General features: G+C 61.7%; 26 protein-coding genes. 4 read left to right on the top strand and 22 right to left on the bottom strand.

What is annotated here, in order from left to right:
• Window positions 1-279: 279 nt before the first annotated feature.
• The 11 genes from rpmA to ylxM all read right to left on the bottom strand — a co-directional run bounded on the left by rpmA (window position 280) and on the right by ylxM (window position 6,642).
• Entirely contained in the window at window positions 280-558 is a 279-nt protein-coding gene (gene rpmA / locus DBQ51_RS10250) for a 50S ribosomal protein L27 (RefSeq protein WP_031476960.1), read from the bottom strand.
• A complete protein-coding gene (locus DBQ51_RS10245) occupies window positions 545-883 on the bottom strand; it encodes a ribosomal-processing cysteine protease Prp (RefSeq protein ID WP_107631505.1) in 339 nt (112 codons plus the stop codon). Before DBQ51_RS10245 ends, rpmA begins: the two co-directional genes overlap by 14 nt.
• A 4-nt stretch (window positions 884-887) precedes the next feature.
• Entirely contained in the window at window positions 888-1,199 is a 312-nt protein-coding gene (gene rplU, locus DBQ51_RS10240) for a 50S ribosomal protein L21 (RefSeq protein WP_054327423.1), read from the bottom strand.
• Between the two features lie 185 nt (window positions 1,200-1,384).
• A complete protein-coding gene (locus tag DBQ51_RS10235; RefSeq protein ID WP_054327422.1) occupies window positions 1,385-1,972 on the bottom strand; it encodes a hypothetical protein in 588 nt (195 codons plus the stop codon).
• Window positions 1,973-2,010: 38 nt separating this feature from the next.
• A complete protein-coding gene (rpiA, locus tag DBQ51_RS10230) occupies window positions 2,011-2,688 on the bottom strand; it encodes a ribose-5-phosphate isomerase RpiA (protein ID WP_054327421.1) in 678 nt (225 codons plus the stop codon).
• A gap of 109 nt (window positions 2,689-2,797) precedes the next feature.
• The gene (trmD, locus tag DBQ51_RS10225) at window positions 2,798-3,544 is read right to left on the bottom strand and encodes a tRNA (guanosine(37)-N1)-methyltransferase TrmD (RefSeq protein ID WP_054327420.1); all 747 of its coding nucleotides are present in this window, start codon (window positions 3,542-3,544) and stop codon (window positions 2,798-2,800) included.
• Complete coding sequence (gene rimM, locus DBQ51_RS10220; protein WP_054327419.1) at window positions 3,541-4,047, bottom strand: ribosome maturation factor RimM; 507 nt, start codon at window positions 4,045-4,047, stop codon at window positions 3,541-3,543. The genes trmD and rimM overlap by 4 nt, the downstream gene beginning before the upstream one ends.
• A gap of 289 nt (window positions 4,048-4,336) precedes the next feature.
• Window positions 4,337-4,567 (bottom strand): KH domain-containing protein, encoded by a 231-nt coding sequence (locus DBQ51_RS10215; protein ID WP_054327418.1) that lies wholly within the window; start codon window positions 4,565-4,567, stop codon window positions 4,337-4,339.
• 14 nt (window positions 4,568-4,581) lie between these two features.
• Window positions 4,582-4,824: a 30S ribosomal protein S16 gene (rpsP, locus tag DBQ51_RS10210; RefSeq protein WP_054327417.1), complete on the bottom strand. Its 243-nt coding sequence runs from the start codon at window positions 4,822-4,824 to the stop codon at window positions 4,582-4,584.
• Between the two features lie 71 nt (window positions 4,825-4,895).
• Window positions 4,896-6,269, bottom strand: coding sequence for a signal recognition particle protein (gene ffh / locus DBQ51_RS10205; RefSeq protein WP_054327416.1), 1,374 nt, complete (start codon window positions 6,267-6,269; stop codon window positions 4,896-4,898).
• 1 nt (window position 6,270) lies between these two features.
• Window positions 6,271-6,642 (bottom strand): YlxM family DNA-binding protein, encoded by a 372-nt coding sequence (gene ylxM / locus DBQ51_RS10200; protein ID WP_054327415.1) that lies wholly within the window; start codon window positions 6,640-6,642, stop codon window positions 6,271-6,273.
• Window positions 6,643-6,838: 196 nt separating this feature from the next.
• Here ylxM and yfmF point away from each other — a divergent pair, with 196 nt between their 5' ends.
• From yfmF to folD, 4 genes are read left to right on the top strand one after another with little or no spacing between them, the layout of a single operon-like run.
• Window positions 6,839-8,122 (top strand): EF-P 5-aminopentanol modification-associated protein YfmF, encoded by a 1,284-nt coding sequence (gene yfmF / locus DBQ51_RS10195; protein WP_054327414.1) that lies wholly within the window; start codon window positions 6,839-6,841, stop codon window positions 8,120-8,122.
• The gene (gene yfmH / locus DBQ51_RS10190; RefSeq protein ID WP_107631504.1) at window positions 8,119-9,384 is read left to right on the top strand and encodes an EF-P 5-aminopentanol modification-associated protein YfmH; all 1,266 of its coding nucleotides are present in this window, start codon (window positions 8,119-8,121) and stop codon (window positions 9,382-9,384) included. Before yfmF ends, yfmH begins: the two co-directional genes overlap by 4 nt.
• 30 nt (window positions 9,385-9,414) lie before the next feature.
• On the top strand, window positions 9,415-10,362 hold the full coding sequence (gene lgt, locus DBQ51_RS10185) for a prolipoprotein diacylglyceryl transferase (RefSeq protein WP_107631503.1): 948 nt from the start codon (window positions 9,415-9,417) through the stop codon (window positions 10,360-10,362).
• Window positions 10,363-10,392: 30 nt separating this feature from the next.
• On the top strand, window positions 10,393-11,244 hold the full coding sequence (gene folD / locus DBQ51_RS10180; protein ID WP_054327411.1) for a bifunctional methylenetetrahydrofolate dehydrogenase/methenyltetrahydrofolate cyclohydrolase FolD: 852 nt from the start codon (window positions 10,393-10,395) through the stop codon (window positions 11,242-11,244).
• 670 nt (window positions 11,245-11,914) lie between these two features.
• On the opposite strand, the gene DBQ51_RS10170 is transcribed toward folD, so the two are convergent.
• The 11 genes from DBQ51_RS10170 to DBQ51_RS10120 all read right to left on the bottom strand — a co-directional run bounded on the left by DBQ51_RS10170 (window position 11,915) and on the right by DBQ51_RS10120 (window position 23,726).
• Complete coding sequence (locus DBQ51_RS10170) at window positions 11,915-12,856, bottom strand: 1-phosphofructokinase family hexose kinase (protein WP_107631502.1); 942 nt, start codon at window positions 12,854-12,856, stop codon at window positions 11,915-11,917.
• A gap of 132 nt (window positions 12,857-12,988) precedes the next feature.
• Window positions 12,989-13,759, bottom strand: coding sequence for an esterase/lipase family protein (locus DBQ51_RS10165; RefSeq protein ID WP_054327408.1), 771 nt, complete (start codon window positions 13,757-13,759; stop codon window positions 12,989-12,991).
• Between the two features lie 14 nt (window positions 13,760-13,773).
• Window positions 13,774-14,256, bottom strand: a complete 483-nt coding sequence (rlmH, locus tag DBQ51_RS10160) for a 23S rRNA (pseudouridine(1915)-N(3))-methyltransferase RlmH (protein WP_107631501.1) — start codon at window positions 14,254-14,256, stop codon at window positions 13,774-13,776.
• Complete coding sequence (locus tag DBQ51_RS10155; protein WP_054327407.1) at window positions 14,238-15,047, bottom strand: MBL fold metallo-hydrolase; 810 nt, start codon at window positions 15,045-15,047, stop codon at window positions 14,238-14,240. Before DBQ51_RS10155 ends, rlmH begins: the two co-directional genes overlap by 19 nt.
• A 69-nt stretch (window positions 15,048-15,116) precedes the next feature.
• The gene (locus DBQ51_RS10150; RefSeq protein ID WP_054327406.1) at window positions 15,117-16,412 is read right to left on the bottom strand and encodes a UDP-N-acetylglucosamine 1-carboxyvinyltransferase; all 1,296 of its coding nucleotides are present in this window, start codon (window positions 16,410-16,412) and stop codon (window positions 15,117-15,119) included.
• 157 nt (window positions 16,413-16,569) lie between these two features.
• The gene (locus DBQ51_RS10145; protein ID WP_107631500.1) at window positions 16,570-17,394 is read right to left on the bottom strand and encodes a hypothetical protein; all 825 of its coding nucleotides are present in this window, start codon (window positions 17,392-17,394) and stop codon (window positions 16,570-16,572) included.
• Window positions 17,395-17,430: 36 nt separating this feature from the next.
• A complete protein-coding gene (locus tag DBQ51_RS10140) occupies window positions 17,431-18,723 on the bottom strand; it encodes a hypothetical protein (RefSeq protein ID WP_107631499.1) in 1,293 nt (430 codons plus the stop codon).
• Window positions 18,720-20,501, bottom strand: a complete 1,782-nt coding sequence (locus DBQ51_RS10135; RefSeq protein WP_107631498.1) for an ATP-binding protein — start codon at window positions 20,499-20,501, stop codon at window positions 18,720-18,722. The genes DBQ51_RS10140 and DBQ51_RS10135 overlap by 4 nt, the downstream gene beginning before the upstream one ends.
• A gap of 3 nt (window positions 20,502-20,504) precedes the next feature.
• On the bottom strand, window positions 20,505-21,203 hold the full coding sequence (locus tag DBQ51_RS10130) for a response regulator (protein WP_054327402.1): 699 nt from the start codon (window positions 21,201-21,203) through the stop codon (window positions 20,505-20,507).
• Between the two features lie 61 nt (window positions 21,204-21,264).
• Complete coding sequence (locus DBQ51_RS10125; protein WP_107631497.1) at window positions 21,265-21,804, bottom strand: NUDIX domain-containing protein; 540 nt, start codon at window positions 21,802-21,804, stop codon at window positions 21,265-21,267.
• A gap of 17 nt (window positions 21,805-21,821) precedes the next feature.
• Window positions 21,822-23,726 carry a glycoside hydrolase family 13 protein gene (locus DBQ51_RS10120; RefSeq protein WP_147573794.1) on the bottom strand — a complete coding sequence of 635 codons (1,905 nt, stop codon included), beginning with the start codon at window positions 23,724-23,726 and terminating at the stop codon, window positions 21,822-21,824.
• Window positions 23,727-23,822 lie beyond the last annotated feature (96 nt).

Raw genomic sequence — 23,822 nt, 5'->3', positions numbered from 1 at the left:
TCCCGCCAATACAGCAACCGTTCCATATATTCCTGTTTCCGCGCCCCACCGGCCCGCGGCAATGTGCCGGCCCGTGCTCCAGCACGATCGCGGTCAGCTCATACACAGGAAGGCCGGCCGCAGGTCCTGCAAGAGCAGACTTTCCCGCGTAAACAATATCCGGTTCCCATGCCGGAGCTTGCGCTCCGCCTCTGTCAGCCAGTCCATGCGTCCTCCGTCCGCTTCATGGGGCATTATAACAAAATCCCAGACGAACGTCTGGGATTTCATCGTTTTTTCTTACTGCGGGTAAACGGAAACCTGCTTGCGGTCCTTACCCAAGCGCTCGAAACGAACAACGCCCTCAACCTTGGCGAACAGGGTGTCGTCCTTGCCGCGGCCGACGTTCAGGCCCGGATGGATCTTCGTGCCGCGCTGACGGACAAGGATGTTGCCCGCCGGAACGGTCTGACCGTCCGCACGCTTGACGCCCAAGCGCTTGGCCTCGGAATCACGGCCGTTCTTGGTCGAACCTACGCCCTTTTTATGCGCGAAAAACTGTAAGCTAATCTTCAGCATTTGCGTACACCTCCATTACGTTCAAAAAATCGGAATAATTCTGCTCCAGCTCGGTAAAATGCAGCTTGAGCGCCTTGAGCGCGTCCTGTCCCCGCAGCAGGCCGCTGCCCTGCGGCAGCGTGATGCGGATATGGGCGCCGTCATCCTCGACCAGTGTGTCGATCGGGATACCCTGCACGTCAAGCAGCAGCGCATGGGTCAGCATGACCGCGCTGGATACCGCCGCACAAACGATGTCCTCCCCTTCCTCCGCGTAGCCCGCGTGGCCGAGGATGTCCACCGAAAGGAGCTTGCCCCCCTGCGACGAAAACGTGACCTTTGTCACCGCCTTACGCCTTGATGGACGCGATAGTCACCTTGGTGTACGGCTGGCGATGGCCCTGACGCTTGCGGTAACCCTTCTTGGGCTTCATCTTGAAGATGTTGATCTTCTTGCCCTTGCCGGTCTTTTCGACCGTGCCGGTCACGGCTGCGCCGGAAACGTAAGGAGCGCCGACGGTGATGGAATCGCCCTCGCCTACGGCCAGAACCTCGTCAAAAGTAACGGTCGCGCCGTCCTCTACGCCGAGCTTCTCGACGTAGATCACGTCGCCCTCAGATACCTTGTACTGCTTGCCGCCAGTTTTCAGAATGGCATACATGTGGTTTTCCCTCTCTTTCGTTGTAGAGTCACGCTTGGCACGGCGGCGGCCCGTTTTGGGACGCGCTTAACAGAAGCCAATGCACAATGCGGCTTTTAGTAGCATAACACAAGCGGGGGCGCTTGTCAAGCGCCCCCGCTTGTGTTTTATCCTTTTTTCGGTAAAATGCACCCTTACGTCCGTTTTTATGCGAACAACGATACCACGAAATCGTAGAAGCCGGACGGGACCGTGGTCGCGCTGCCGGTTGCGGTTCGGTCGGTGCTGACAAAGCCGTTGCCGCCATCGGTCAGGCCGATCACGCGGTCGGAAAACAGCACCCAATAGCTGCAGGTGGGCGCGTCGCCCTCCGCGGCGGTATAGCCGGAAGCATCGTCGCGGTAGGCGTTCAGCTTATCCAGCACCGCGCCTTCCGCGATCTTGAGGTACTGGTAGCCTTCTCCCGTTGTGCGCACCACATAAACGGCATCGGTGAGCTGCGGGATCAAATCAGGCAGGTTGGTCGTCTGCGCTGTCGTCGGGTCGGGCAGCGCCGCGACCGCCGTGGTCAGCGCCGCGTCGCTCTGCTGCTGCAGCATGGTGTTCTGGCTGGTGAGCGCCTGGTTGGCCTCGGTCAGCTTCTTGACCTCGTCCTCCAGCCCGCCGGCCCGACTGCACTGGCTCAGGAACAGCACGAAAAACAATATATCGAGCACCAGGCACACCAGCAGCCCTATGCAGAGCAACAGCCGGTAATTCGGCTGTTTGGCGTGCGGTCTTCTGGTCTGGTTCATTCCCTATCCCTCACTCTTTCCGCGCGGCGCGCATCCTGTCACTTGGACGGGTTCTCGATGACCCGAACGCCCTCGGACGAGGTGCCGACGATCATCCGCTTGCACATATTCAGGAACAGGCCATGCTCCAGAACGCCGACAATCGTGCCGAGCTTTTCCCTGACGTCCTCAATGTCAAAACCCGCGCCGAGATGCAGGTCCGCGATGTAATTGCCGTTGTCCGTAACGAAAGTTTTTCCGTCGCGCACGCGGAGGACCGGCTTCCAGCCGTATTCCTCCATCCTGGCCATCGCCTGCTTGGAGCCGTACTGCGCGATCTCAACCGGCAGGTGGAACGCGCCGATGTGGTCGACCAGCTTGCTTTCGTCCATGATCCAGATGACTTCCTTGGCGAGCGTCGCGACGACCTTTTCACGGTAGAGCGCGCCGCCGCCGCCCTTGATGGCGTTGAACTGCGGGTCGATTTCATCCACGCCATCGATATCCAGATCGACGTGGTCGACCTCGTCGATCGTGAGCAGCGGGATGCCCAGCTCGCGCGCCTGCGCCTCCGTGGCCTTGGAGGTCGGGATAGCCTGGATCTTCAGCCCGTTTTTCACGCGCTCACCGATGGCGTTTACCATGTGGTAAGCGGTGGAACCGGTGCCGAGTCCGACCACCATGCCGTCCTTGACATATTCGGCCGCTTTGTCGCCGGCCATTTTTTTCATATCCATTTTGTTTTCCTCCCCTGGCAATGGTACCTATACAGGTATCTTTATTATAGGATGATTGCTGGGAAAGGTCAATGTTTTCCGTCCCACAGACGGAGGAAATTGACGTCTCTTAACGGTCCCCGTTTTCCTCCGGCTGTTCGAGGCGCGCCAGGAGATGCCGGTCCTGCTTGTCCCGCGGCGCAAAGCGGGCGAACAGGTCGGGCCGGTCGGCACGGGTGCGGCGCAGGCTCATTTCGCGCCGCCACAGCGCGATATTTGCATGGTGTCCGCTCAGCAGCACCTCCGGCACCGGCCGGCCACGCCAGTTTTCCGGTCGGGTATACTGCGGGTGTTCGAGCAGCCCGTCCCAGTGGCTTTCGGCGGTAAACGCCTCTTCGTCCGGCAACACGCCCGGCACCATGCGGCACACCGCGTCCGCGACCGCCATCGCGGGGAGCTCGCCGCCGGTCAGCACAAAGTCGCCGATCGAGATTTCCTCGTCCACGCACGCATCGATGAAGCGCTGGTCTACCCCCTCATAATGGCCGCATACCAGGATGATATGCTCCCGCGCGAGCAGCTCACGCGCTTTGTCCTGATCGAAGGGCCTGCCCTGCGCGGACAGGAACACCGTATGCACCCGTTCCCCGGCGCAAAGCGCCTGATGGCACAGGTAAAGCGGCTCGGCCAGCATGACCTGCCCGCGCCCGCCGCCATAGGGCGCGTCGTCCGCCTTATGGTGCTTGTCGGTCGCATAATCGCGGATATTGACCGCGCGTATCTCCACGAGGCCCTTTTCCTGCGCGCGGCCGATCATGCTCTCCCCCATGACCGCATTGACCATTTCCGGAAACAGCGTCATAATATCGATCTTCATTCGAGCAGACCCTCGATGCTTTCAATGTAGATCACGCCGGCCTCCATATCGATCTCTTTCAAAAAGGGCTTTGCGGCGGGGACATAGACCAGCCGCCCATCCTCTCCCTGTATCTCATACATATCGTGCGCCGGATTGGAGGTCAGCACATCGCGGACACGACCGACCGCACGATCGGTCCGCAGGTCATGGACGCGAAAGCCCAGAATATCCTGGATGAACACCAGGTCATCCGGCAGTTCCACGTCGTTCCTGTCCAGGTGCAGCACGCGCCCGCGCAGCGCTTCCGCCGCCTCAACCGTGTCCACGCCTTTCAGGTGCATCAGCACCACGTTTTTGTGTACCTGCGCCTTTTCCACGGTTACCGGCGTGTTTTCATCCAGATACAGCAGGTCAAAGTCGCAAAGCACCTCGGGGCTGTCGCACCAGCTCTGCACCCTGAGGTCGCCGCGCACGCCATGCGTGCCGACGATCTTACCAGCCTCTAAAAATTGTTTCGGCATAACGTTCTCCTCTTTGGTGGTGGTGTGCCGCGCGCGTCTCACACGCATAACAAAAAATCGCCGCGCCGCGGCGATTTTCAGCTCAAAACGCCGTCAGGCGCATGAAACAGAAAACCGCGTCTGCGGTTTTCCGCAAAAGCGCGGGCGCTTCCCGTGCTTTTGATACCAAGACGAAGCGCTGCGAAAACCAAAACTTTCACAGAGCTTCGGCGCGGCAGCCCTTTCAGGCGCAGCCTGACAAGGGCATGCCTCGTTTGGAACGGGCGGCGCCCGTTTCAAACGAAGTCCGTCAGTCGAGGATATCGACTGTCACGCGTTTGTTTTCACGATTGCCTGCCGCTTTCATGAGTGTGCGGATTTCCTTTGCGATGCGGCCGTGCCGGCCGATGACGCGGCCCATATCCCCCGGCGCTACGCGCAGGGAATAGGTGACGTTATCACCGTCGATCTCCTCGGTAATGGCAATCGCATCCGGCTCGGAAACCAGATTTTTGACAATATAGGTCAATAACTCTTTCATTTCGTTAGCCTCACTCAATTCAGCACACCGGCTTTCTTCAGGATGCCGCGAACCGTATCGGTCGGCTGCGCGCCCTTCTTGATCCACTCCTGCGCGCGATCCGCGTCAACATTGACGGTGGCCGGATCGGTCAGGGGGTTGTAGGTACCGATCTCCTCGATGAATCGGCCGTCACGCGGGTAACGGGAATCAGCGACAACGATGCGGTAGAACGGGGCCTTCTTCGCGCCCAGGCGGCGAAGTCTGATCTTTACCATGGTTTCACCTCCTCAATAGAATTTGATCTATTGTAAATTTCTTTACAAACAAAGGGATGGGCCGTTATCAATCAAAACGGCAGCTTCATGTTGCCCAGCCCGCCGAGGCTCGGAAAGCCGCGGCGTTTTTTCTTTCCCTTGCCGCCGCGCGCCATGCTGGTGAGCTGGCGGGTCATCTTCTGCATGGCCTCAAACTGTTTGAGCAGCTTGTTGACCGCCTCCACGCTCAGGCCGCAGCCAGCCGCGATGCGCTTTTTGCGGGAAAAATTGATGATGGAGGGGTTATCCCGCTCCTTGGGCGTCATGGATTGGATGATGGCCTCGGTATGCGCCATCTGCTTTTCGTCTATCTTTGCGCCGGCAAGGGCCTTCGCGTCCACGCCCGGCAGCATGCCGAGCATTTCCTCCATCGAGCCCATGCTTTTCATCTGCTGGAGCTGGCCGAGGAAATCGGTCAGCGTCAGCTTGCCGGACGCCATTTTCTTTGCGGTTTCCGCCGCCTGCTTCTGGTCGAACGTCTGCTGCGCCTTTTCGATCAGCGTCAGCACGTCGCCCATGCCGAGGATGCGGGAGGCCATGCGGTCGGGATGGAACGGCTCAATATCGCCGAGCTTTTCCCCTGTACCGATAAATTTGATCGGCTTGCCCGTGACCGCCTTGACCGAAAGCGCCGCGCCGCCGCGGGCGTCGCCGTCCATTTTACTCATCAGTACGCCGTTGATGCCGAGCGCCTGGTCAAAGGTCTGGGAAACGGTCACCGCGTCCTGACCGGTCATCGCGTCAACGACGAGGATGATCTCGGTCGGCGTGACGGCCGCTTTGATATTTTTCAGCTCGTCCATGAGCTTTTCATCGATGTGCAGACGGCCCGCGGTGTCGAGGAACACCAGATCATAACCGTTGCGTTTGGCGTGGTCGATGCCGTGCTTTGCGATTTCGACCGGATCGCCCTGGCCCTCGTCGAACACGGTGATGTCAAGCTGCCGGCCGACGACCTTGAGCTGGTCGATCGCCGCAGGGCGGTATACGTCGCACGCGACGAGCAGTGGCCGGCGCTGCTGCTGCTTGCGCAGCAAACCCGCCAGCTTGGCGCAGTTGGTGGTTTTGCCCGCGCCCTGCAGACCGACCATCATCACAATGGTGGGCGGGTTGGGCGCGATCGTCAGGCGGGTGGTCTGCCCGCCCAGAAGCGCGATCAGCTCCTCGTTGACGATCTTGATGACCTGCTGCGCAGGGGACAGGCTATCCAGGATCTCCGCGTCGGTCGCTTTTTCCGTGACCGCCTTGATGAAATCCTTGGCGACCTTGAAGTTGACGTCCGCTTCGAGCAGCGCCATGCGGATCTCGCGCATCGCGTCCTTGACGTCCGCCTCAGTCAGCCGGCCCTTGCTGCGCAGGCCCTTGAATGCGGATGAAATTTTTTCGGTAAGGCCTTCAAAAGCCATATTAAGCCTCCTGCCTAAGCTGGGCGAGCAGCAGCGCCATGCGGGAGGCGATCTCCTCCGCCTCGCTGCTGTGCAGTTTTTCAGCGTTCAGGCTGCGTAAGCGCCCGACCTCGCGCGCCAGCGCTTCCGCGCGTTTTTCCGTATCGCCGTAGCGGCTGACCAGACCGAGGCGGTCCTCCATCTCCTGCAGCGCATGCTCCGCGCGCTTGACAGCGTCGCGCACACCCTGACGGGTGATGCCCGCGTGCTCCGCGATCTCGGAAAGCGAAAGATCTTCATTATAATACAAGTCGAACAGCTCGCGCTGTTTTTCCGTGAGCGTCTCGCCGTAAAAGTCGAACAGCAGGCTCATTTCGAGCGGTTTGCCTTTCATCGGCGGGCCTCCCTTGAAGCTGTAAAGCGTTATCCCTTTACATCGAACACGCTTATTCTACCGTATAATTGCCGGCCTGTCAAGGGTAAAATAGCAACCGGCACGGATTTGTTCACATAATCTACGTTTGATTCACACTATGAATGATGCTATAATAAAACACGATAGAAAATTTTTTCCGGAAATGAGGCAAAATATGCAACAAGTGACCCGAAAAAAGCTGGGCGCGGGGGTAAACCTTACCTGCGTGACCACGCCGAAATTCAAACGGGCGGTGCTGCGCGCGGCCTTGCTGCTGCCCCTCGGCGGGCCGGATGCCGCGTTGCGCGCCTGTCTGCCGCAGGTTCTGCGGCGCGGTACGGCGCAGCTTCCCGACCTGCGCGCGCTCGGCACGACGCTCGACGAGCTGTACGGCGCGCGCATAGAAGCCATCGTGCGCAAGGAGGGCGAAACCCTGGTCATCGGCTTTCTGTCCGACTGCATCGACGAGGCCTACGCCCCCGGCGCGGCCGGACTGACCGGACGTGTCGTCCGCCTGCTGGCCGACCTGATGTTCGACCCGTATCTGCAGGACGGCGTGTTCTGTCCGGATTACACCACGGGCGAACGGGACAACCTGATCGACCGGATCGCCGCGCAGAAAAACGATCCCCGCACCTGGGCGCCCAAGCGACTGACCGAGCTGATGTGCGCGCAGGAGGCCTACGGACAGCCCGCGCTCGGCACCGCGGAGCAGGCCGGCCGCATCACGGAGAACAAGCTGTATACCGCGTATCTCCGCGCGCTGGAGGAGGCTCAGGTCGAGCTGTTTTACTGCGGCACGCTCGCTCCGGAGGCAGTGGCGCATCTTTTCCTGGATACGCCCCTCGCCCGCCGGACCGAACGGCCGTTTTATCTGCCGCACACCACGGTCGCCGCGCAGCCCGCAGGGGACGCGCGCGAGGTCGTGGAGGAGGAGCCGGTGACGCAGGGCAAGCTGTCGCTCGGCTTCCGCACGGGCGGGAGCTGCCTGACCGGCGGCGACCCCGCGGCCTACTGGATGTTCCAGACCATTTACGGCGGCTCGACCAGCTCCAAGCTGTTTGTCAACGTGCGCGAGAAGCACTCGCTTTGCTACTACGCGAGTGCGCAGTTCATCGCCTCCAAGGGTATCATGCAGGTCAATTCCGGCATTGAAAACAGGGATTTCGCGACCGCGCGGGATGAGATCCTGCGCCAGCTCGACGCCTGCCGGCAGGGCGATATCACCGAGCCGGAGCTGGAATCCGCCCGAAAAACCCTGGTGACCAACTGGCGCGCCATGCTGGACGACCCGCTCGCGCTCGAGCGCTACTGGCTCGGCCAGGCGGCGGCCGGTACGCTGACCGCGCCCGAGGACCGCATCCAGCAAACCGAAGCTGTTACGCTCGGGCAGGTGGTCGCCGCGGCGCAAGCGACCACGCTCGACATGGTATACTTTATGAAGGGGGCGGCGCAATGAGCAAGCAATATTCCGCCCTGCGCGAGCGCATGGAAACGCGCACGCTGGACAACGGCCTGCGCATCTGCTATCTGCCTAAGGAGGGCTTCAGCAAAACCTTCGCCATCCTGGCTACCAATTTCGGCTCTGTGGACGCCTCGTTCACCTGCGAGGGCCGGCGCTACGATACGCCCGCGGGCGTGGCGCACTTTCTGGAGCACAAGATGTTTGAAGACCAGGACGGCAACGCCCTGCAGAAATTCGCGCGCACGGGCGCGAGCCCGAACGCCTTCACCAGCCAGACCATGACCGCCTATCATTTTTCCTGCACCGACCGGTTTGAAGAAAACCTCGAGATCCTGCTGAAATTTGTGTTCACGCCGTATTTCACCGAGGAAAACGTGCAAAAGGAGCGGGGCATCATCGGGCAGGAGATCGGCATGATGGACGACACCCCTGGCTGGCAGGCATTCGTCGGCCTGTTCCAGGGGCTGTACCGCACGCATCCGGTCCGTGTGTCCATCGCGGGCAGCACGGAGAGCATCGCACAGATCACGCCGGAAACGCTGTACGCCTGCCACCGGGCGTTTTACAGCCCGAAAAACATGGCGCTCGTCATTTGCGGCACCGCGGATTTTGACGAAGCCTGCCGGATTGCCGCACAGTTCTCCCCGCAGGACGCGCCCGAGATCGGCCGGCGGCACTACGGCACGCGCCGCGAGACGGTAAACGAGCTGACCGTGACCCGCTGCATGCAGGTATCGCAGCCGCAGTTCCTGCTCGGCTTCAAGGATATCCCTCTGGAGCCGGACGAAAGCCGCCTACGCCGCAGCCTGCTCGGCGAACTGGCCGTGCGCATCCTGTGCGGCGACAATTCCCCGCTGTATGCCTCGCTTTACGAGAAACGCCTGATCGGACGGGATTTTGATACCGACTATACGGTCATTCCGGAGGGCGCGGCCGCCATTCTCGGCGGCGAGAGCCGCGATCCGGAGGCGGTCCGTGCCGCGGTCGAGCAGGAGGTCGCGCGCCTGGCGCACGAGGGGGCGGACCACGCGCTTTTCTCCCGCATGAAAAAAGCCGTGTACGGCCTGCACCTGCGCGTGCTGGACGCGCCCGAAAGCTATGCGCGGCAGGAGGTAGGCGCGCTCTTCGCGGGCGAGCACTACCTCGATTTCGCGGCCCTATTCGACACCATCAGTCCGGACGACGTCCAGGCCATGTTCGCCCGCTGGGCGCGGCGCGACCGTTCCTCCCTTTCGGTCGTCGAGCCGCAGCAGTAAATCAACAAAACAGCAAAGGAAGCAATCATCATGGAACACGTCATCGCATTCCCAGGGCTTGGCCTGGAATTCACCATCAACCGCGTCGCATTCACGGTATTCGGCAAGGAAATCTACTGGTACGGCATCATCATCTGCGTCGGCTTTATCCTGGCCGCGCTCTACCTGAATTTCCGCGTCAAAAAATTCGGCTTCACCTCGGATAACCTGATCGACTGCATGATCATCTGTGTGCCGGTGGGCGTGGTCTGCGCCCGCCTGTACTACGTTGTCTTTGAGTGGGAGTATTACAGCCAGCATCCGGCCGAGATCGTCGCCGTTTGGAACGGCGGCATCGCGATCTACGGCGCAGTGATCGGCGTATTGATCGCCCTGTTCGCTTACAGCCGCTTCAAAAAGCTGTCGTTTGCCGGCCTGTGCGACATGGCCGCGCTCGGCCTGCTGATCGGCCAGTGCATCGGCCGCTGGGGCAACTTCATCAACGGCGAGGCGCACGGCGGCACAACGCTGCTCCCCTGGCGCATGACGATCGACGCGGGCAGTCCGGTACACCCGACGTTCCTGTATGAGTCCCTATGGAACCTGGTTGGCTTTATCGCCCTGCATTTCATCTCCAAAAAGCGCAAATTCGAGGGCGAGATCGCACTTCTGTACGTCGCCTGGTACGGCCTGGGGCGCGCCTGGATCGAGGGCCTGCGCACGGACAGCCTGTACCTCGGGCCGATGCGCGTGTCCCAGATCCTGGCCGTGATCAGCTGCGCCGCAGCCATCGTCATTCTGGTTCGCAAATACAACCGCATTGCGGTCAGCAAAAAATTCTACCAGCCGCCGGCGCCCGTACCGGCGGAAGCCCCTGTGCCGTTGGAGCAACCCGCAGGCAGTGAAAAGCCGAAAACGGCGCAGGAGAGCGCCGCGCCCGCGCAGGAGCCTGCGGCGAACGGCAGCCCGGCCGCGGAAAGCGCGCCGGAACAAAAGTGACCCGTTTCCATCATAAGAGGAGGATATGACATGAGTGCAGTAAGAATGGACGGAAAAGCGCTTTCCGCAAAGGTGCGCGGCAGCATCCTGGCGGAGACCAAGGCGCTGAAAGAAAAAGGCGTTACGCCCGGCCTTGCGGTTATCATCGTGGGCAACGACCCTGCCAGCGAGATTTACGTCCGCAATAAAGAGAAAGCCTGCGCCGAATGCGGCTTTTATAGCGAGAAGTATGCGCTTCCCGCGGAAACCTCCCAGGAGGAGCTGCTCGGCCTGATCGCGCAGCTCAACCAAAGCCCCCAGATTTCGGGCATCCTGTGCCAGATGCCGGTGCCGGAGCATATCTCCGAGCAGGCGGTGATCGACGCGATCGACCCGAAAAAGGACGTGGATGCGTTCCATCCGGTCAACGTGGGCAAAATTATGGTGGGCAACTTCGACTTTGTCCCCTGCACCCCCGCGGGCGTGATGGAGCTGCTCGATGAATATGGAATCGACCCCAAGGGCAAGGAGTGCGTTGTGGTCGGTCGGTCGAACATCGTCGGCAAGCCTATGAGCATGCTGCTGCTGCACCGGCACGGCACGGTCACGATCTGTCACAGCCGCACCAGCGGCCTTGCGGCGGTGTGCCGCCGCGCGGACATCCTGGTCGCCGCCGTGGGCAAGGCCGGCTTTATCACGCCGGACATGGTAAAGGACGGCGCGGTTGTGATCGATGTCGGCATCAACCGCAACGCCGAGGGCAAGGTCTGCGGCGATGTTGCGCCGGAGGTCATGGAAAAGGCGTCCTATATGACGCCGGTGCCGGGCGGCGCGGGACCAATGACCATCACCATGCTGATGAAGAACACGCTCAAGGCCGCAAAGCTTCAGCACAGTCTTTGAGCTGGAAACAGAAGGCGTGCCAGCGTACGACGTTTTATCCGTGGATACAACACGATGCCGCCCCTCCGTGCGGGGACAGTGCGCCGCCCGGCGCGGGGGCAAAAGGGGAGGACAACTCGCATGGGTTGTCCTCCCCTTTTGAATTCCCTGCTTTCCTTTTTTCACGGCTACAAGGTTTTGGCGCTTCCACAGGGCCAGTTTACGGCATTTGCTCCCGCAAATAAGAGCGCGCTCCGCGCGCAAGGTAGGTCGCGCGTTCCATCTGCCGCCCATTTGCTGTATCACGGTAAGCGCAACGGCTTCCACCCCAAGGGGATGGTGGGTGGGGTGGGCGGCGGCTCCCCCCTCCCGCGCGCTGTTACGCGCGCATGAACCGTTTCGGACAGGCGGCATCCGTTTTCCCGCTGTCCCGTTCTAACCTCCGCGCGAACAGAGCTCCCGCAACAGCCCCCGTATTTTTTCGGAGCGGTCCTGGTCAGAAATAGGAACGGCGCAGCCGTTCCCGCCTCCGGCCTGCGCATCAGGGAAAAGGGGGGATTGGCAAGAGGGGAGAAACCGTCGGTTTCTCCCCTCTTGTCCGCCCGCGCCGCGCAGGCGCAGCTTCCCCGCTTTCGCCAAAGCGGAAACGCAAACGGAGAGGAAAACCACTTCCTCCCCGTTTTTTATATATTTACAGTATGTAGACCTGCGTCGTCTCGTAGACCTCGTAGACCTTTTTGAGCGTCGCCATCTCGGTTCCGGCCAGCCGGCTGCTCGCCCGCGCGGTAGCGACCGCAAGACGCGCCATTTCGTCAAACCGCAGGCCCTTGTTCATCGAATTGGCGATCGCGCCAACCATTGCGTCGCCCGTACCGACCGCGCCTTCGTCGTAGATGCGCGGGTTGGTGTTGACGTACAGCGCTTCGTCCTCGCTTTTGGAAACGAACACCGCGCCCTCCTGACTCATGGAAACACAGACCGTACCCGCGCCCATATCCAGCATCTTGCGCGCGGAAACCAAGACAACCTCTGGATCGGTCGAGGGCTTATCACCGACCGCCTCCGCCAACTCGAAGATATTCGGCTTGACCACATCAGGTTCGCACTGAAGCGCTTCGAGCAGCAGCTCGCCCTGCGCGTCGATAATCAGCCTGCAGCCGCGTTTTTTGATCGTCTGGCACAGCTTACGGTAATTCTGCATAGAAAAGCCCGGCGGCGTGGAGCCGGCCAGGACAAAAATATTGCCCTTATCTAGGTAATTATCCATACGGTCCAGCAGACGGAGGAAATCCGCATCTTCCAGCTTGTTGCCCGGTTCGTTGACCTCCGTATGCCCGCCCTGCGCGTCGATGATCTGTGTGTTGACACGCATCTGTCCCGAAACATCGACAAAATCATGGTGAATATCCGCAGAAGTCAGCATATCTTTCATCATACGGCCGTTTGTACCCGCAGAGAAACCCAACGCCACGCTGTCCCCGCCCAGCGCTTTGACGGCGCGGGAAACATTGATACCCTTGCCGCCCGGTTCCAGATAACTGGACACCGCCCGGTTGAGCTTGCCCACGACCAACGGCTGTTCGATGCGCAGCGTGCGGTCGAGCGCGGCATTGAGCGTTATCGTGATAATCATAGGAGCCCCTCCTGAAACAATTTCTCTCTTCTTTCTATTTTACCGAATCGGACGGACAATGTAAATGCTTTTTCGAAATATTCGAGGCAAAACAAAAAGCGGCAACGTATCCAAAAACGATAGCCGCCGCCCCTATAATCCTTTTTCCGCCAGCCCGCGCGCCAGGCTGATATAAAACCGCTTCACGGAAAAGCCCGGCGCGTCCTTTCGGAACACGTCCACCACCTGCTGGTGGGAAACCCCGTCCAGCGTGCCGCGGTACAGGCCCCACCGCGCGGAGGCCGGCGTGACCAGCCCGTCGCTCGCCCCGTGCGCGGGGTAAAACAAACCGCGCGTCAGCATCATAGCGCCATCCGGATGCACCGTGCCGATCCGTGTCCCCCAGCTTTGGTAAAACACGCAGTTCGCATCCGGGTTGTCCCGATTGAAACGCACGAGATATGCCGGCGTAAGCTGCTCGCCCGCGCGCAGGGAATCCGGCTTTTCATCGCCGTGCCGCGACCAGTAGGCGTCGTTCCCACACGCCCACAGCGCAACGCCCGGACGGGCGTACAGCAGCAGCTCGGCCACACGCGAGCCGCGGTTAGGCGTGGACAGCATGGAAAGCGAAGCAATATACCGCCCGTATCCCATGTTGGAGATCAGATACCGCGCCTCCAGCCCGCCCTTGGAATGAGCGATGATATTCACCCGTCGGCAGCCCTGCTCCCTGAGGACGCGGCGCACCGTGCGCGCGAGCTGCGCCGCGCCGGTCTCGATGCTGCCCCAAGCGTCCTGCCCGCCGAGGTAAACGACGGCGCCTCGGGCGCGCAGCAGATCCGGCACACGCCCCCACGGCGTGTAAAGGCCGCCCTGATCGGTCACCCCCAGCCCGTGCGCCAGGATAATCGGATATCTCGTCATAGCGTCTTTTCCTGTCATTTGTGGTATTTGCCGCCTGCGGCAATATTCAGCGCGCGGTATACCTGCTCCAGCACCATCACGCGCGCCAAATGATGCGGGAACGTCATGGGAGACATGGACAGGCGCAGCGCCGCGCGCTGCTTGATGCGCTCCGACAGCCCGCAGGAGCCGCCGATCACCAGGCACACCCTGCTGGTTCCGGAAACCGTCAGCCGCCCCAGATAGTCGGCAAGCTGTTCGGACGACATCGTCCGTCCCTCCACACACAATGCAACCACCGCCGCCCCCTGCGGGATCTTTTCCTCGATCAGACCGGCCTCTTTCTCAAGCGCCTGCCGCACCTCTCCCGCCGAAGGCGCCTGCGGCAGCCGTGCCTCCGGCAGCTCGACGATTTCCAGCCTACAGTACGCGCCAAGGCGTTTCTCATATTCCTTTACCGCGTCCGCCCAGAACTTTTCGCCCAGCTTGCCGACGCAAATCAGCCGGACAGAGAGCATGCTTCTTCCTCCCCGAACAGGACCGGCTCCTCCATGCGCTCGCGCGGCGCGATATGGACCGCACAGGCGGGCAGACCGCGCAGCGCAGCCCTGGTCTGTTGGAACGCCAGCTCCGGTATATTGTTTTTCTCGCTCAGATGGGCAAGGATCAGCGTCCTTGTCCCGTTTTTGACCAGATCGGCGGCAAATGCCGCGCAGTCCGGATTGGACAGGTGACCAGCCGGCCCTGCCACGCGCATCTTGAGCGGGTACGGGTACGGCCCCGCCTGCAGCATATGCGGGTCGTGGTTGCTTTCCAGTACGACCGTCCCGCAGCCGCGCAGCCTGTCCGCCACATCGCGCGGCACAAAGCCGAGATCGGTCGCAAACCCGAACCGGCTTTCACCGTGGGACAATATGTAGCCGACACTGTCCGCCGCGTCGTGCGGCGTTTCAAAGGTCTCAACATCCACGTCCCGCACCCAGAACGCCTCGCCGCTTTCAAATACGTTCAGCCGGTCGCGGCAGAGCGGCTCCTTTTGCGCAAGCGCCTCCGCCGTGCCGCGCGAGGCAAACACCGGCGCGCCCGCTTTCTTCAGGAACATCGGCAGGCCCTTCACATGGTCGATATGCTCGTGCGTAAGCAGCACGGCCGACAGGTCGTCCAGCCCCAGTCCGACCGCCGTGAGCGCGGCCGTGATCTTGCGCAGGGACACCCCCAGATCAATCAGAATTGCGGCGCCTCCGGCCACATACAGGCCGCAGTTGCCGGTCGAGCCGCTTGCAATGCTGTAATAATACCGTTCCGCCACTGACTAAACCCCTTTGCTTTCCAAAACAGCGGAGAGGTTGCCCCCTCCGCTGTCTGCATCCTGCTTGTGTTACGCGCGCTCCGCCATGCCCATGGAATCCGGTATCTCCGAACGGTACATATCCGCGCCAAGCGCCACAAATTTCTCCACCAGCGTTTCGTAGCCGCGCTCGATGTTCTGCACCTGCTCAACCTCGGTCACACCCTTGGCCGCCAACCCCGCGATAACCATGGCCGCGCCCGCGCGCAGGTCGTGCGCGCGCACCGGCGCGCCCTTGAACTCCTCGACGCCCTCAATAACCGCGATCTTGCCGTCCACATGGATGCTCGCACCCATGCGCGCCAACTCCTCAGTATAGCGGTAGCGGCTGTCCCACACGCCCTCGGTGACGATGCTCGTGCCTTCCGCAAGGCAAAGCGCGGTTGTCATCTGCGGCTGCATGTCGGTCGGGAAGCCTGGGTACGGCATGGTCTTGATGTTGGTGCGCGTCAGGCGGTTCTCCCTCCGCACCAGCACCGAATCGTCGAATTCCGTGACCTCCACGCCCATCTCCTTGAGCTTGGCGGTGATGCACTCCAGATGCTTGGGGATAACGTTTTTTACCAACACCGAGCCGCCGCACGCCGCGACCGCGGCCATAAATGTGCCGGCCTCGATCTGGTCCGGTATGATGGAATAGCTGCCGCCCTGTAGCCGCTCCACGCCGCGGATCTTAATCACGTCCGTACCCGCGCCCTTGACGTCTGCCCCCATCGCGTTGAGGAAGTTCGCCAGATCGACGATATGCGGCTCCTTGGCGCAGTTCTCCATAATGGTCTGGCCTTTGGCGAGAACCGCGGCGAGCATGATATTCATGGTCGCGCCCACCGAAACCACGTCAAAATAGATGTGCGCGCCGTGCAGACCCTCTTCGGGAGCCTCCGCGCGGATATAGCCGCCCTTGGGCAGCGTAACCTTGGCGCCGAGCGCCTCGAAGCCCTTGATATGCTGGTCGATCGGGCGCACACCGCCGAAGTTGCAGCCGCCTGGCATCGCGACTTCCGCAAAGCCGTATTTGCCGAGCAGCACGCCGAGCAGATAGTACGAGGCGCGCAGCTTGCGCTCCAGCTCATGCGGCTTGAGGCTCGGGTGCTGGGAATTGCGGATCTCGACCGTCGTCGCGTTCACAAGGCGGATCTGCGCGCCAAGCTCCCGCATGATCTCGAGCTGCAGCGTTACGTCAATGATCTTCGGCACATTTTCAATCCGCACCGGCCCATCCGCCAGCAACGCCGCCGGCACGATCGCGACCGCCGCGTTTTTTGCGCCCGAAATCGTAACCTCGCCGTTGAGCGTTTTACCGCCGTTGATTACATACTTGGTCAAAATCCACCTACTCCTCACTCTTTGGTCCGCGCGGCCGGTCGGCCGCAGCTGTCAAATACCATACTCTATTTTATGAAAACGGACGCCCCCGTGGTGCATCCGCGCAAAATTTCACCTATATATTTTACCACAATTTCCGATAAAGGAAAGCCCTTTTTCAATTTTCCTGCTCGAGTATCGTTTTTTTAGCACAATCCACCAAATAATCCCCCGAATCCGTTCCGATCTTCCAAGTGGGCATCAACTGCAGGCGCCTGCCGCTGTCCGACTGCAGGCGGTAGCCGATGGTCATGCTGGTGATGCGGGTGCAGTCCTGCCCGTTTGCCGCGAATGCAAGCAGCGCGTCCGAGGCGACGCAGACCGTGCCGCTCGCCTGCACGGTCGTATAGGGCGTGCCAAAGCTCCACAGGCCGGAAACGGCGACGCCGCCCTGCCCGTCGAACCGCAGGGATATCTGCCGGTTGAAAACCGGCAATCCGGCCGCGGTGCCTGTCATGGTCACGGACAGGCCATCCGCTGTATACGCCGCGTCGTCCGACGCAAGGCCCCATTTTTCCAGCAGCCGCTGTGCCAGACGCTGCGCCTGCTTTTCCTCCTCCGGCGCAGGCTCTCCGGTCGCGCACTCGCCCTGCAGCCTCCCGTCCGCCTGCCATTCCAACGAACCGGACGCGCCCTCCAGCAGCACCGCGCCGTCCTCGCGCTCCGTACGCTCCAGCTCGCCGCCGAGCGCGGCCGCGGCGACCGCCTCCTCGCTGGTGCGGCTGCGGTCGACCGACAGCGTGGGCAGCACCGTGTCCCCGGGCAGGCGAAACGACGCATCCAGCTCTATCCCGTAGCCGGAAAGCAGTTCGCCCAGATTGGCCTGCAACTCGCGGACACGCTCCCAGTCCTGCCACTGCTTCACGCCCAGATTACATAAAAGGAACGCATTGACCGCCACCAGAATGACGATCAGTATATTTTTTACCTTACCCCATTGCAAAGCGTCCGTTCCTCCTCTCCCGCCGTGCGCACCGCATCACAGATAAAACCGGCCGGGCGCAAAATAGTCTCCGTCGCTGCGGTAGGCGACCATCAGACTGCGCGTTTCCCCCTGCGCGCCCGCCGCCGCCTGCCGCGCGGGAAGCACAGTGCGGCGCACCTCGTCCGCGTGGAAGCGCTGCAGCCGGATGGTCGCGGAGGTGAGCGAGCCGTTTTCAAACACAAAGGTTGCGAAATCGTTGTCCCCCAGCACAGGGACGCCGCCGTACATCTGCAGGAACACCAGCGTCGTGCGGTTGCCGTTGTGCTGCACCGCGTAGAGCGAGGCGTGGGTGTCGGTTTCCCCCGCGCGCACCGCCGTGTCCAGGATCGTCCGCGCGCAGTCAAGCTGGGCGTCCAGCGCGGCACGGCCGGCGGCCTCCCCCGCGTCGTAGGCGCGCACCGTGCTGTCCGCGCCCGCCGCGTACTGGATCAGGCCGGCCGCGTTCACGCGCAGCGTACTCACATCGTCTACAAACACCCGAACGCGGTCGTTCTGCTCGGAATAATAGTTCGCATACGGCGTAAAGCCGAACGCATCGAGCAGGTCCTCCAATCCGGTGCCGCTCTGCGGGTCGAACAGGTCGATGCTCCCCGCTTTGAGCAGGGGGAGCGACAGCGTTTCCCGATCAAACAGCAGCGTTTCCGGATAAACCGCATACGCCTCGCCGGAAAACTGGCAGGACAGGCCGCGGAAGCCCTGCTGCGCGGCGCGCAGCACGCTTTCGTCCGCGTCCGCCGCGGCGGCGTACAGCGCGCCCGTATCCGTGCGCACAAACAGCTGGCCGCTGCCCGCCGTATAAACCAGCGTCTCAACCGCCAGGTCGCTCTGCCAGGAGCCGCCCATCCAGCCGGCTGCAACGCTCAGCGGGATCGCGCCGTGATAGCGCAGCAGCGCGCAGTCCCCGGCCCGCAGGGCTGCGACCAGCTCCGCCTCTTCCGCCTGCTCCAGCTCCCCGTCCGACAGTACCGCCGCCCACAGCGGACGGACCGCTTCCAGGCCTGCGTCGATGTCGGTCAGGCTGTACTGCACGCCGTAAAGCTGTCCGTCCGTGGTCAGCGCGAGCTGCGCGGGCTCGGCCGCCGCCACGCCGGACGAGCGCAGCTCGTACCCGACCGCGCCGCCGAACACATGGTCGTACGCGCGCCGCAGCAGGTTGTCCGCCGGCATCTGGTCGATGTTCATGCCCGCCAGCCAGTTGGCCGCGCAAAGCACGCCCAGCAGTAGAACCAGCACGATCAGGGAAACGTTTTTCGCGGTGTTTTTCACCGAATGTCCGGCCTGGTTCATACCGGCCCCTCCTCCCGATTCGGGATGAGGTCGGTCGGCAGGGTGATGGTCACAGTCGTACCCTTGCCATATTCGCTGGCCAGCGCGATCTTGCCCTCGTGCTGCTCCACGATCTCCTTGGCGATCGCCAGGCCCAGACCGGTGCCGCCCGCCTCGCGGCTCCTCGCCTTATCCACGCGGTAGAAGCGCTCGAACAGGCGCGGCACGTCCGCCGCCGGAATACCCACGCCGTCGTCCTCCACTGTGATACGCACGCGGTTGGCTCCGGCCATGCGCGCGGACAGACGCACATGGCCGCCCGCCGGCGTGTATTTGACCGCGTTGGACAGGATGTTCACCACAACCTGCTCGATCCTCTCGCGGTCGCCCACGATCTGCGGCAGGTCGTCCGGCGTATCCACAGTCAGCTCATGCCCGCTGTCCTCCGCCGTGAATTTCATGGCGTTGGCCACGTTTTTCAGCATATCCCCCAGCGGGAAGCGCGTCATACGCAACTCCATCCGGCCATAGTCCAGCTTGGACAGTGTCAGCAGGTCGGTCACGATGCGCGCCATGCGCTCGGACTCGCTGGAGATAACGCCGAGGAACTGCTTTTCCGTATCGATCGGGATGTCGCCCGCCGCGTCCAGCAGCGTTTCGGTATACGAGCGGATATTAGTCAGCGGCGTGCGCAGCTCGTGCGATACGTTCGCCACGAACTCACGGCGCGCGTCGTCCAGCCGGCGCTGCTCGGTAATATCGTGGATAACCGCGATCACGCCGCCCTCCCCGTCCAGCGCGCCGTACGGCGCGAGTGTGACCGAAAGCACGCGGCCGAAGCGCGTAATCTCACTGGTCAGGAACGACCGCATGGCGGTCTCGTCCGAATTGGGCATATCCAGGTCGGCGAACATTTCGTCGAATGTCAGGCCGTCCTCCACCCGCACGCCCAGCAGGCTTTCGGTCGCCGGATTCATATGGATGAGCCGGCCCGCGGTCGTGAACGCTGCTACGCCGTCCGTCATATGCAGGAACAGGGTGTTCAGCTTGTCTCGTTCGCCCTGCACCTCGCCGACCGTGTTCTTGAGCTGACCCGCCATGTAGTTGAACGAGCGTGTCAGCTCGCCGATCTCGTCCGAGGACTGCACGCCCAGCTCCTGATCAAAGTTGCCCTTCGCAATCGAACGGGCGCCCTCGGTGATGCGCTCGATCGGGGTGGTGATGGTTTTGGAAAGCAGAAAGGAAAGCAGGATGGCCGCGAGCAGGCCGAACATCATCGCCTGCATGACGATCTGGAAGAACCGCCAGGACATGTCCGACACCTCGCGCTTGTCATCCGCAATGTACACAATATAATCGACCTGGTCGCCGTCCCCCGCGCGGATCGGGACCGCAACGTCCATCACGCTGTCCGCGACCGACGAGCGGGTACCCGTCTCTCCCGCCATCGCCGCGATGACGTTGCTTGTCCGCGTGAACGAGGCTTCGCGGAGCGCGTTTGAGCTTGCCAGCACGCGCCCCTGGCTGTCCAGAATATAATAGGTCCGGTAATTATCGATGCCAAGCTGCCCCTCGTAGCTGTCCACGACAGTCTGGATATCCGTTGTTCCTGCCTGGGCCGCGTTTTCGAGCGACTGCATCACATCCGTCTGGTTAAACACGTTCTGCATATCCTCGTAAAAGCTGTCAATATAGAACGTGCTGACGCTGTTGATCAGGAACGTACCCACCACGGCCATGACCGAAACGATCATCAGAACCAGGATCAGCACAAGCTTCATGTGTAAGGATCGAAACATAGCTTACTCCCCGTCGGCAAAATAGTAGCCCATGCCCCGCTTGGTCATAATGTGCCGCGGGCTTGCGGGCTGATCCTCCACCTTTTCGCGCAGGCGCCGGATCGCAACGTCCACCGCGCGCAGGTCTCCGTAATATTCATAGCCCCATACCTGCTCCATCAGCTCCTCGCGCGAAAAAACGCGCCCCGGCGCCGCGGAAAGAAAGCACAGGATGTCGAATTCACGCGCCGACAGCTCCAGCGGACGCCCGTTTTTGTACACCATGCCGTTGTCCTTGGAAATACGCAGCCCACCGCCGGACGGCAAGGGCGCTTTTTCCCGTTCCTCGCCCGACACCGTGCGGCGCATATTGGTTTTGACGCGCGCCATCAGCTCGCGCATGGAGAACGGCTTGGTGATATAATCGTCCGCCCCCAGTTCAAGCCCCATGACCTTGTCGGTCTCCTCCTCGCGCGCGGTCAGCATGATGATCGGCGTGTTGTGGAATTTTTCGCGTACACGCTTGCAGACCTCGAAGCCGTCCATGCCAGGCAGCATCACGTCGAGCAGGATCAGGTCGGGCGCGTCCTCCAGCGCGTGCCGCAGGCCCTCCGTCCCGTCGTATGCCACGATGGTATCATAGCCCTCGCGCTGCAGGTTGAACACCAAAATATCCGCGATGGCCTTTTCATCCTCCACCACGAGGATCGTTTTCTTTTCCATAGATTCCTCCTTTTCAGAGGGTGGGTTACGCGGGAAACCGCCGGTCCGCCGGTTTCCGTTCTTACAGCAGGCCCTTTAGCCTTGCGCGGTACATCGCAACAATGGTTTTCGCGTCGCGTATCTCATCCCGCGCGATCATGGCCTCCACCTCGGCGATGGGCAGGCGCACCACCTCGACGAATTCGTCCTCGTCCGGCTGCATCTCTCCCTCGGTCAGGTCGAGCGCCGCGAACAGATGCACCACCTCGGTCAGGAAACCGGGCGAGGGGTACTGCGCGCCAAGCGGCACGATGCGGCCGGCCGTGCAGCCAGTCTCCTCCTTCAGCTCCCGCGCGCCGCACGCGGTGAAGTCCTCCGCCCCGTGGTCGAGCTTGCCGGCCGGTATCTCCAGCAGCTCGGTATCATACGGATAGCGGAACTGCCTCACCAGAATGATGTTGCCCGACCGGTCGACCGGCAGCACGCCCACGCCGCCGACATGCTCGCACACCTCGCGCCGCGCCCTCCTGCCGTTTGGCAGCAGGACCTCGTCCAGCCGCGCTTTCATGATCTTCCCTTCAAAAAAATACTGGTGGGAAAGCTGTTTCTCTCTCATATCCATCTCTTATGCTCCCTTTCTCACGGCGTGCCGAAGCAGCGCAGAATATAGGCGGTTTCCGGCGGCACCGTGACATGGATGCCGCGGCTGTCCGCGCGGTCGAATTCCGCCCCGTCCAGCATATCAACCGCATAGACTGCGCGCGCATGGGTGCGCACCGCATGGTGGCCGCGGTTGACCAGGATCAGCAGGCGGGAATGCTCGGTTTCCCGCTCGTACTGCAGCAGCGCGCCCTCGCAGCGAAGGAAGCGCAGCCCGCCGCGCGCGAGCGTGTCGCTGTCCGCGCGCAGCGCGCACAGCTTGCGGTAAAAGCCCAGCAGCGCGCGGTCCTCCGCGCCCCATGGATAGGTACGGCGGTTGAATGGGTCCTCAAAGCCCTGCCGCCCTGCCTCGTCCCCATAGTAAATGGTGGGCGAGCCGGGCATGGTGAACTGGATGACCGCGGCCAGCCGCAGCCGCCGCTGCGCGCTTTCCAGCCGGTCTGGTGGGAGCGCATAATGCGCGCGTCCGTCGCGGTCCATGTGCCACTCCTCTTCGGACACACCGAGGATGGTAAGCGCACGCGCGGTATCGTGCGTGCCGATCACATTCATCAGGTTATAAAACACATCGCGCGGATAATTTTCGCGAATGCACTCCATGGTTTCCGCGAAATGCTCGGCCGTTCCGCCGTTCAGGAACGCCAGGATCGCGTCGCGCAACGGGTAGTTCATGACCGAGTCCAGCTCGCCGCCCTGGAAATACCGGCGGCGTTCGGAATAGGCGATTTTGTTGGAGGCGTCCTCCCACACCTCGCCGATGATGAGCGCATCCGGCTTTTCCTGCTTGGCCGCCGCGTTCAGGCGCCGGATAAAGGCGTCCGGCAGCTCGTCGGCCACGTCGAGCCGCCAGCCGGAGGCGCCCAAGCGCAGCCAGCGGCGGATGACGCTGTCCTCGTTGTCAATGATATAGTCGAGATAACTCTCGTCCATCTCGCGCACCTGCGGCAGCGTATAAATGCCCCACCAGGAGCCGTATTGGTCCGGCCACTGTTGAAAATCAAACCAGCGGTAATAGGGCGATTCTTGCGACTGGTGCGCGCCTACGCTGTCATACCGGCCGCGGCCGTTGAAATAGCGGCTGTCGTAGCCCGTGTGGTTGAACACACCGTCCAATACGACGCGCATGCCGCGCGCCGCCGCCTCCACGCACAGCGTCTGGAAGTCCTCCTCGCTGCCGAGCAGGGGATCGACGCGCTTGTAGTCGCCTGTGTCATAGCGGTGGTTGGAATACGCCTGGAAGATCGGATTGAAATAAATCGTGCGCACATGCAGGCTCTCGAGGTAATCCAGCTTTTCGATCACACCGCGCAGCGTGCCGCCGAAAAAATCGTTATTGAGGATCTCGCCGTTCCCATCCGGCTGATAAACCGGAATGTCGTCCCAGTTCTCATGCAGCACGCGCGGCGCGACGCCCTCGCCCTCGGGCTGGACGGGCATTCTGTCCCGACAGAAGCGGTCCGGAAAGATATTGTAGGTAATGCCTTCCCCAAACCAGGAGGGAGGCCGGTACGCCGGATCGTAGACCGTGAGCTGATATTTGTCCCCCAGGGTGTCCAGAATCTCGCAGCGGCCGCCATAGCCACGCATGGCGTACACCGGACCGTCCGAGCCGTCTACCGTGAAGTAGTACCAGTACAGCCCCGCGTGATCGGGCGTGAACGACGTGCTGTACCGGTCCCGCGCGCCAGCCAGCCCATACCAGCGCATCGGGAACGCTTCCGGCTGACCGCCATCCTCCTCGACCCACAGTGTCACATACTGGATGCCGCGCTCGCGCCTGGGATAAACAGAAAACTCGACCGTTTCCCCTGCCTTTACCGCGCCGTAGGGCTTCTTGCAGGCAAGCTCACGGGAGTGGAACATACAATCGGGAATGGCTTTCAAAAACAGTTCCCCCAAACATAAAAACTCTTTATATAGTATAGCACAAAACGGCCTGCCGGTAAACAAAAAACGGCCTGTACGGTCGTTTTGTTCACA

It is taken from the genome of Agathobaculum massiliense (assembly GCF_900291975.1).
In the GTDB taxonomy this organism is placed as follows: Bacteria; Bacillota; Clostridia; order Oscillospirales; family Butyricicoccaceae; genus Agathobaculum; species Agathobaculum ammoniilyticum.
This window is presented reverse-complemented; position numbering and strand designations above follow the sequence as displayed.

Excerpts from the sequence above, each read along its gene's own strand:
- DBQ51_RS10215 (WP_054327418.1), bottom strand. The coding sequence starts at position 4,567 with ATGAAAGAGTTATTGACCTATATTGTCAAAAATCTGGTTTCCGAGCCG.
- rlmH (WP_107631501.1), bottom strand. The coding sequence starts at position 14,256 with ATGCTCTCTGTCCGGCTGATTTGCGTCGGCAAGCTGGGCGAAAAGTTC.
- rimM (WP_054327419.1), bottom strand. The coding sequence starts at position 4,047 with ATGCCGAAACAATTTTTAGAGGCTGGTAAGATCGTCGGCACGCATGGC.
- DBQ51_RS10140 (WP_107631499.1), bottom strand. The coding sequence starts at position 18,723 with ATGAACCAGGCCGGACATTCGGTGAAAAACACCGCGAAAAACGTTTCC.
- trmD (WP_054327420.1), bottom strand. The coding sequence starts at position 3,544 with ATGAAGATCGATATTATGACGCTGTTTCCGGAAATGGTCAATGCGGTC.
- rpsP (WP_054327417.1), bottom strand. The coding sequence starts at position 4,824 with ATGGTAAAGATCAGACTTCGCCGCCTGGGCGCGAAGAAGGCCCCGTTC.
- rplU (WP_054327423.1), bottom strand. The coding sequence starts at position 1,199 with ATGTATGCCATTCTGAAAACTGGCGGCAAGCAGTACAAGGTATCTGAG.
- DBQ51_RS10125 (WP_107631497.1), bottom strand. The coding sequence starts at position 21,804 with ATGGATATGAGAGAGAAACAGCTTTCCCACCAGTATTTTTTTGAAGGG.
- ylxM (WP_054327415.1), bottom strand. The coding sequence starts at position 6,642 with ATGAAAGGCAAACCGCTCGAAATGAGCCTGCTGTTCGACTTTTACGGC.
- DBQ51_RS10165 (WP_054327408.1), bottom strand. The coding sequence starts at position 13,759 with ATGACGAGATATCCGATTATCCTGGCGCACGGGCTGGGGGTGACCGAT.
- lgt (WP_107631503.1), top strand. The coding sequence starts at position 9,415 with ATGGAACACGTCATCGCATTCCCAGGGCTTGGCCTGGAATTCACCATC.
- rpiA (WP_054327421.1), bottom strand. The coding sequence starts at position 2,688 with ATGGATATGAAAAAAATGGCCGGCGACAAAGCGGCCGAATATGTCAAG.
- yfmH (WP_107631504.1), top strand. The coding sequence starts at position 8,119 with ATGAGCAAGCAATATTCCGCCCTGCGCGAGCGCATGGAAACGCGCACG.
- ffh (WP_054327416.1), bottom strand. The coding sequence starts at position 6,269 with ATGGCTTTTGAAGGCCTTACCGAAAAAATTTCATCCGCATTCAAGGGC.
- folD (WP_054327411.1), top strand. The coding sequence starts at position 10,393 with ATGAGTGCAGTAAGAATGGACGGAAAAGCGCTTTCCGCAAAGGTGCGC.
- DBQ51_RS10235 (WP_054327422.1), bottom strand. The coding sequence starts at position 1,972 with ATGAACCAGACCAGAAGACCGCACGCCAAACAGCCGAATTACCGGCTG.
- DBQ51_RS10130 (WP_054327402.1), bottom strand. The coding sequence starts at position 21,203 with ATGGAAAAGAAAACGATCCTCGTGGTGGAGGATGAAAAGGCCATCGCG.
- DBQ51_RS10170 (WP_107631502.1), bottom strand. The coding sequence starts at position 12,856 with ATGATTATCACGATAACGCTCAATGCCGCGCTCGACCGCACGCTGCGC.
- yfmF (WP_054327414.1), top strand. The coding sequence starts at position 6,839 with ATGCAACAAGTGACCCGAAAAAAGCTGGGCGCGGGGGTAAACCTTACC.
- rpmA (WP_031476960.1), bottom strand. The coding sequence starts at position 558 with ATGCTGAAGATTAGCTTACAGTTTTTCGCGCATAAAAAGGGCGTAGGT.
- DBQ51_RS10135 (WP_107631498.1), bottom strand. The coding sequence starts at position 20,501 with ATGTTTCGATCCTTACACATGAAGCTTGTGCTGATCCTGGTTCTGATG.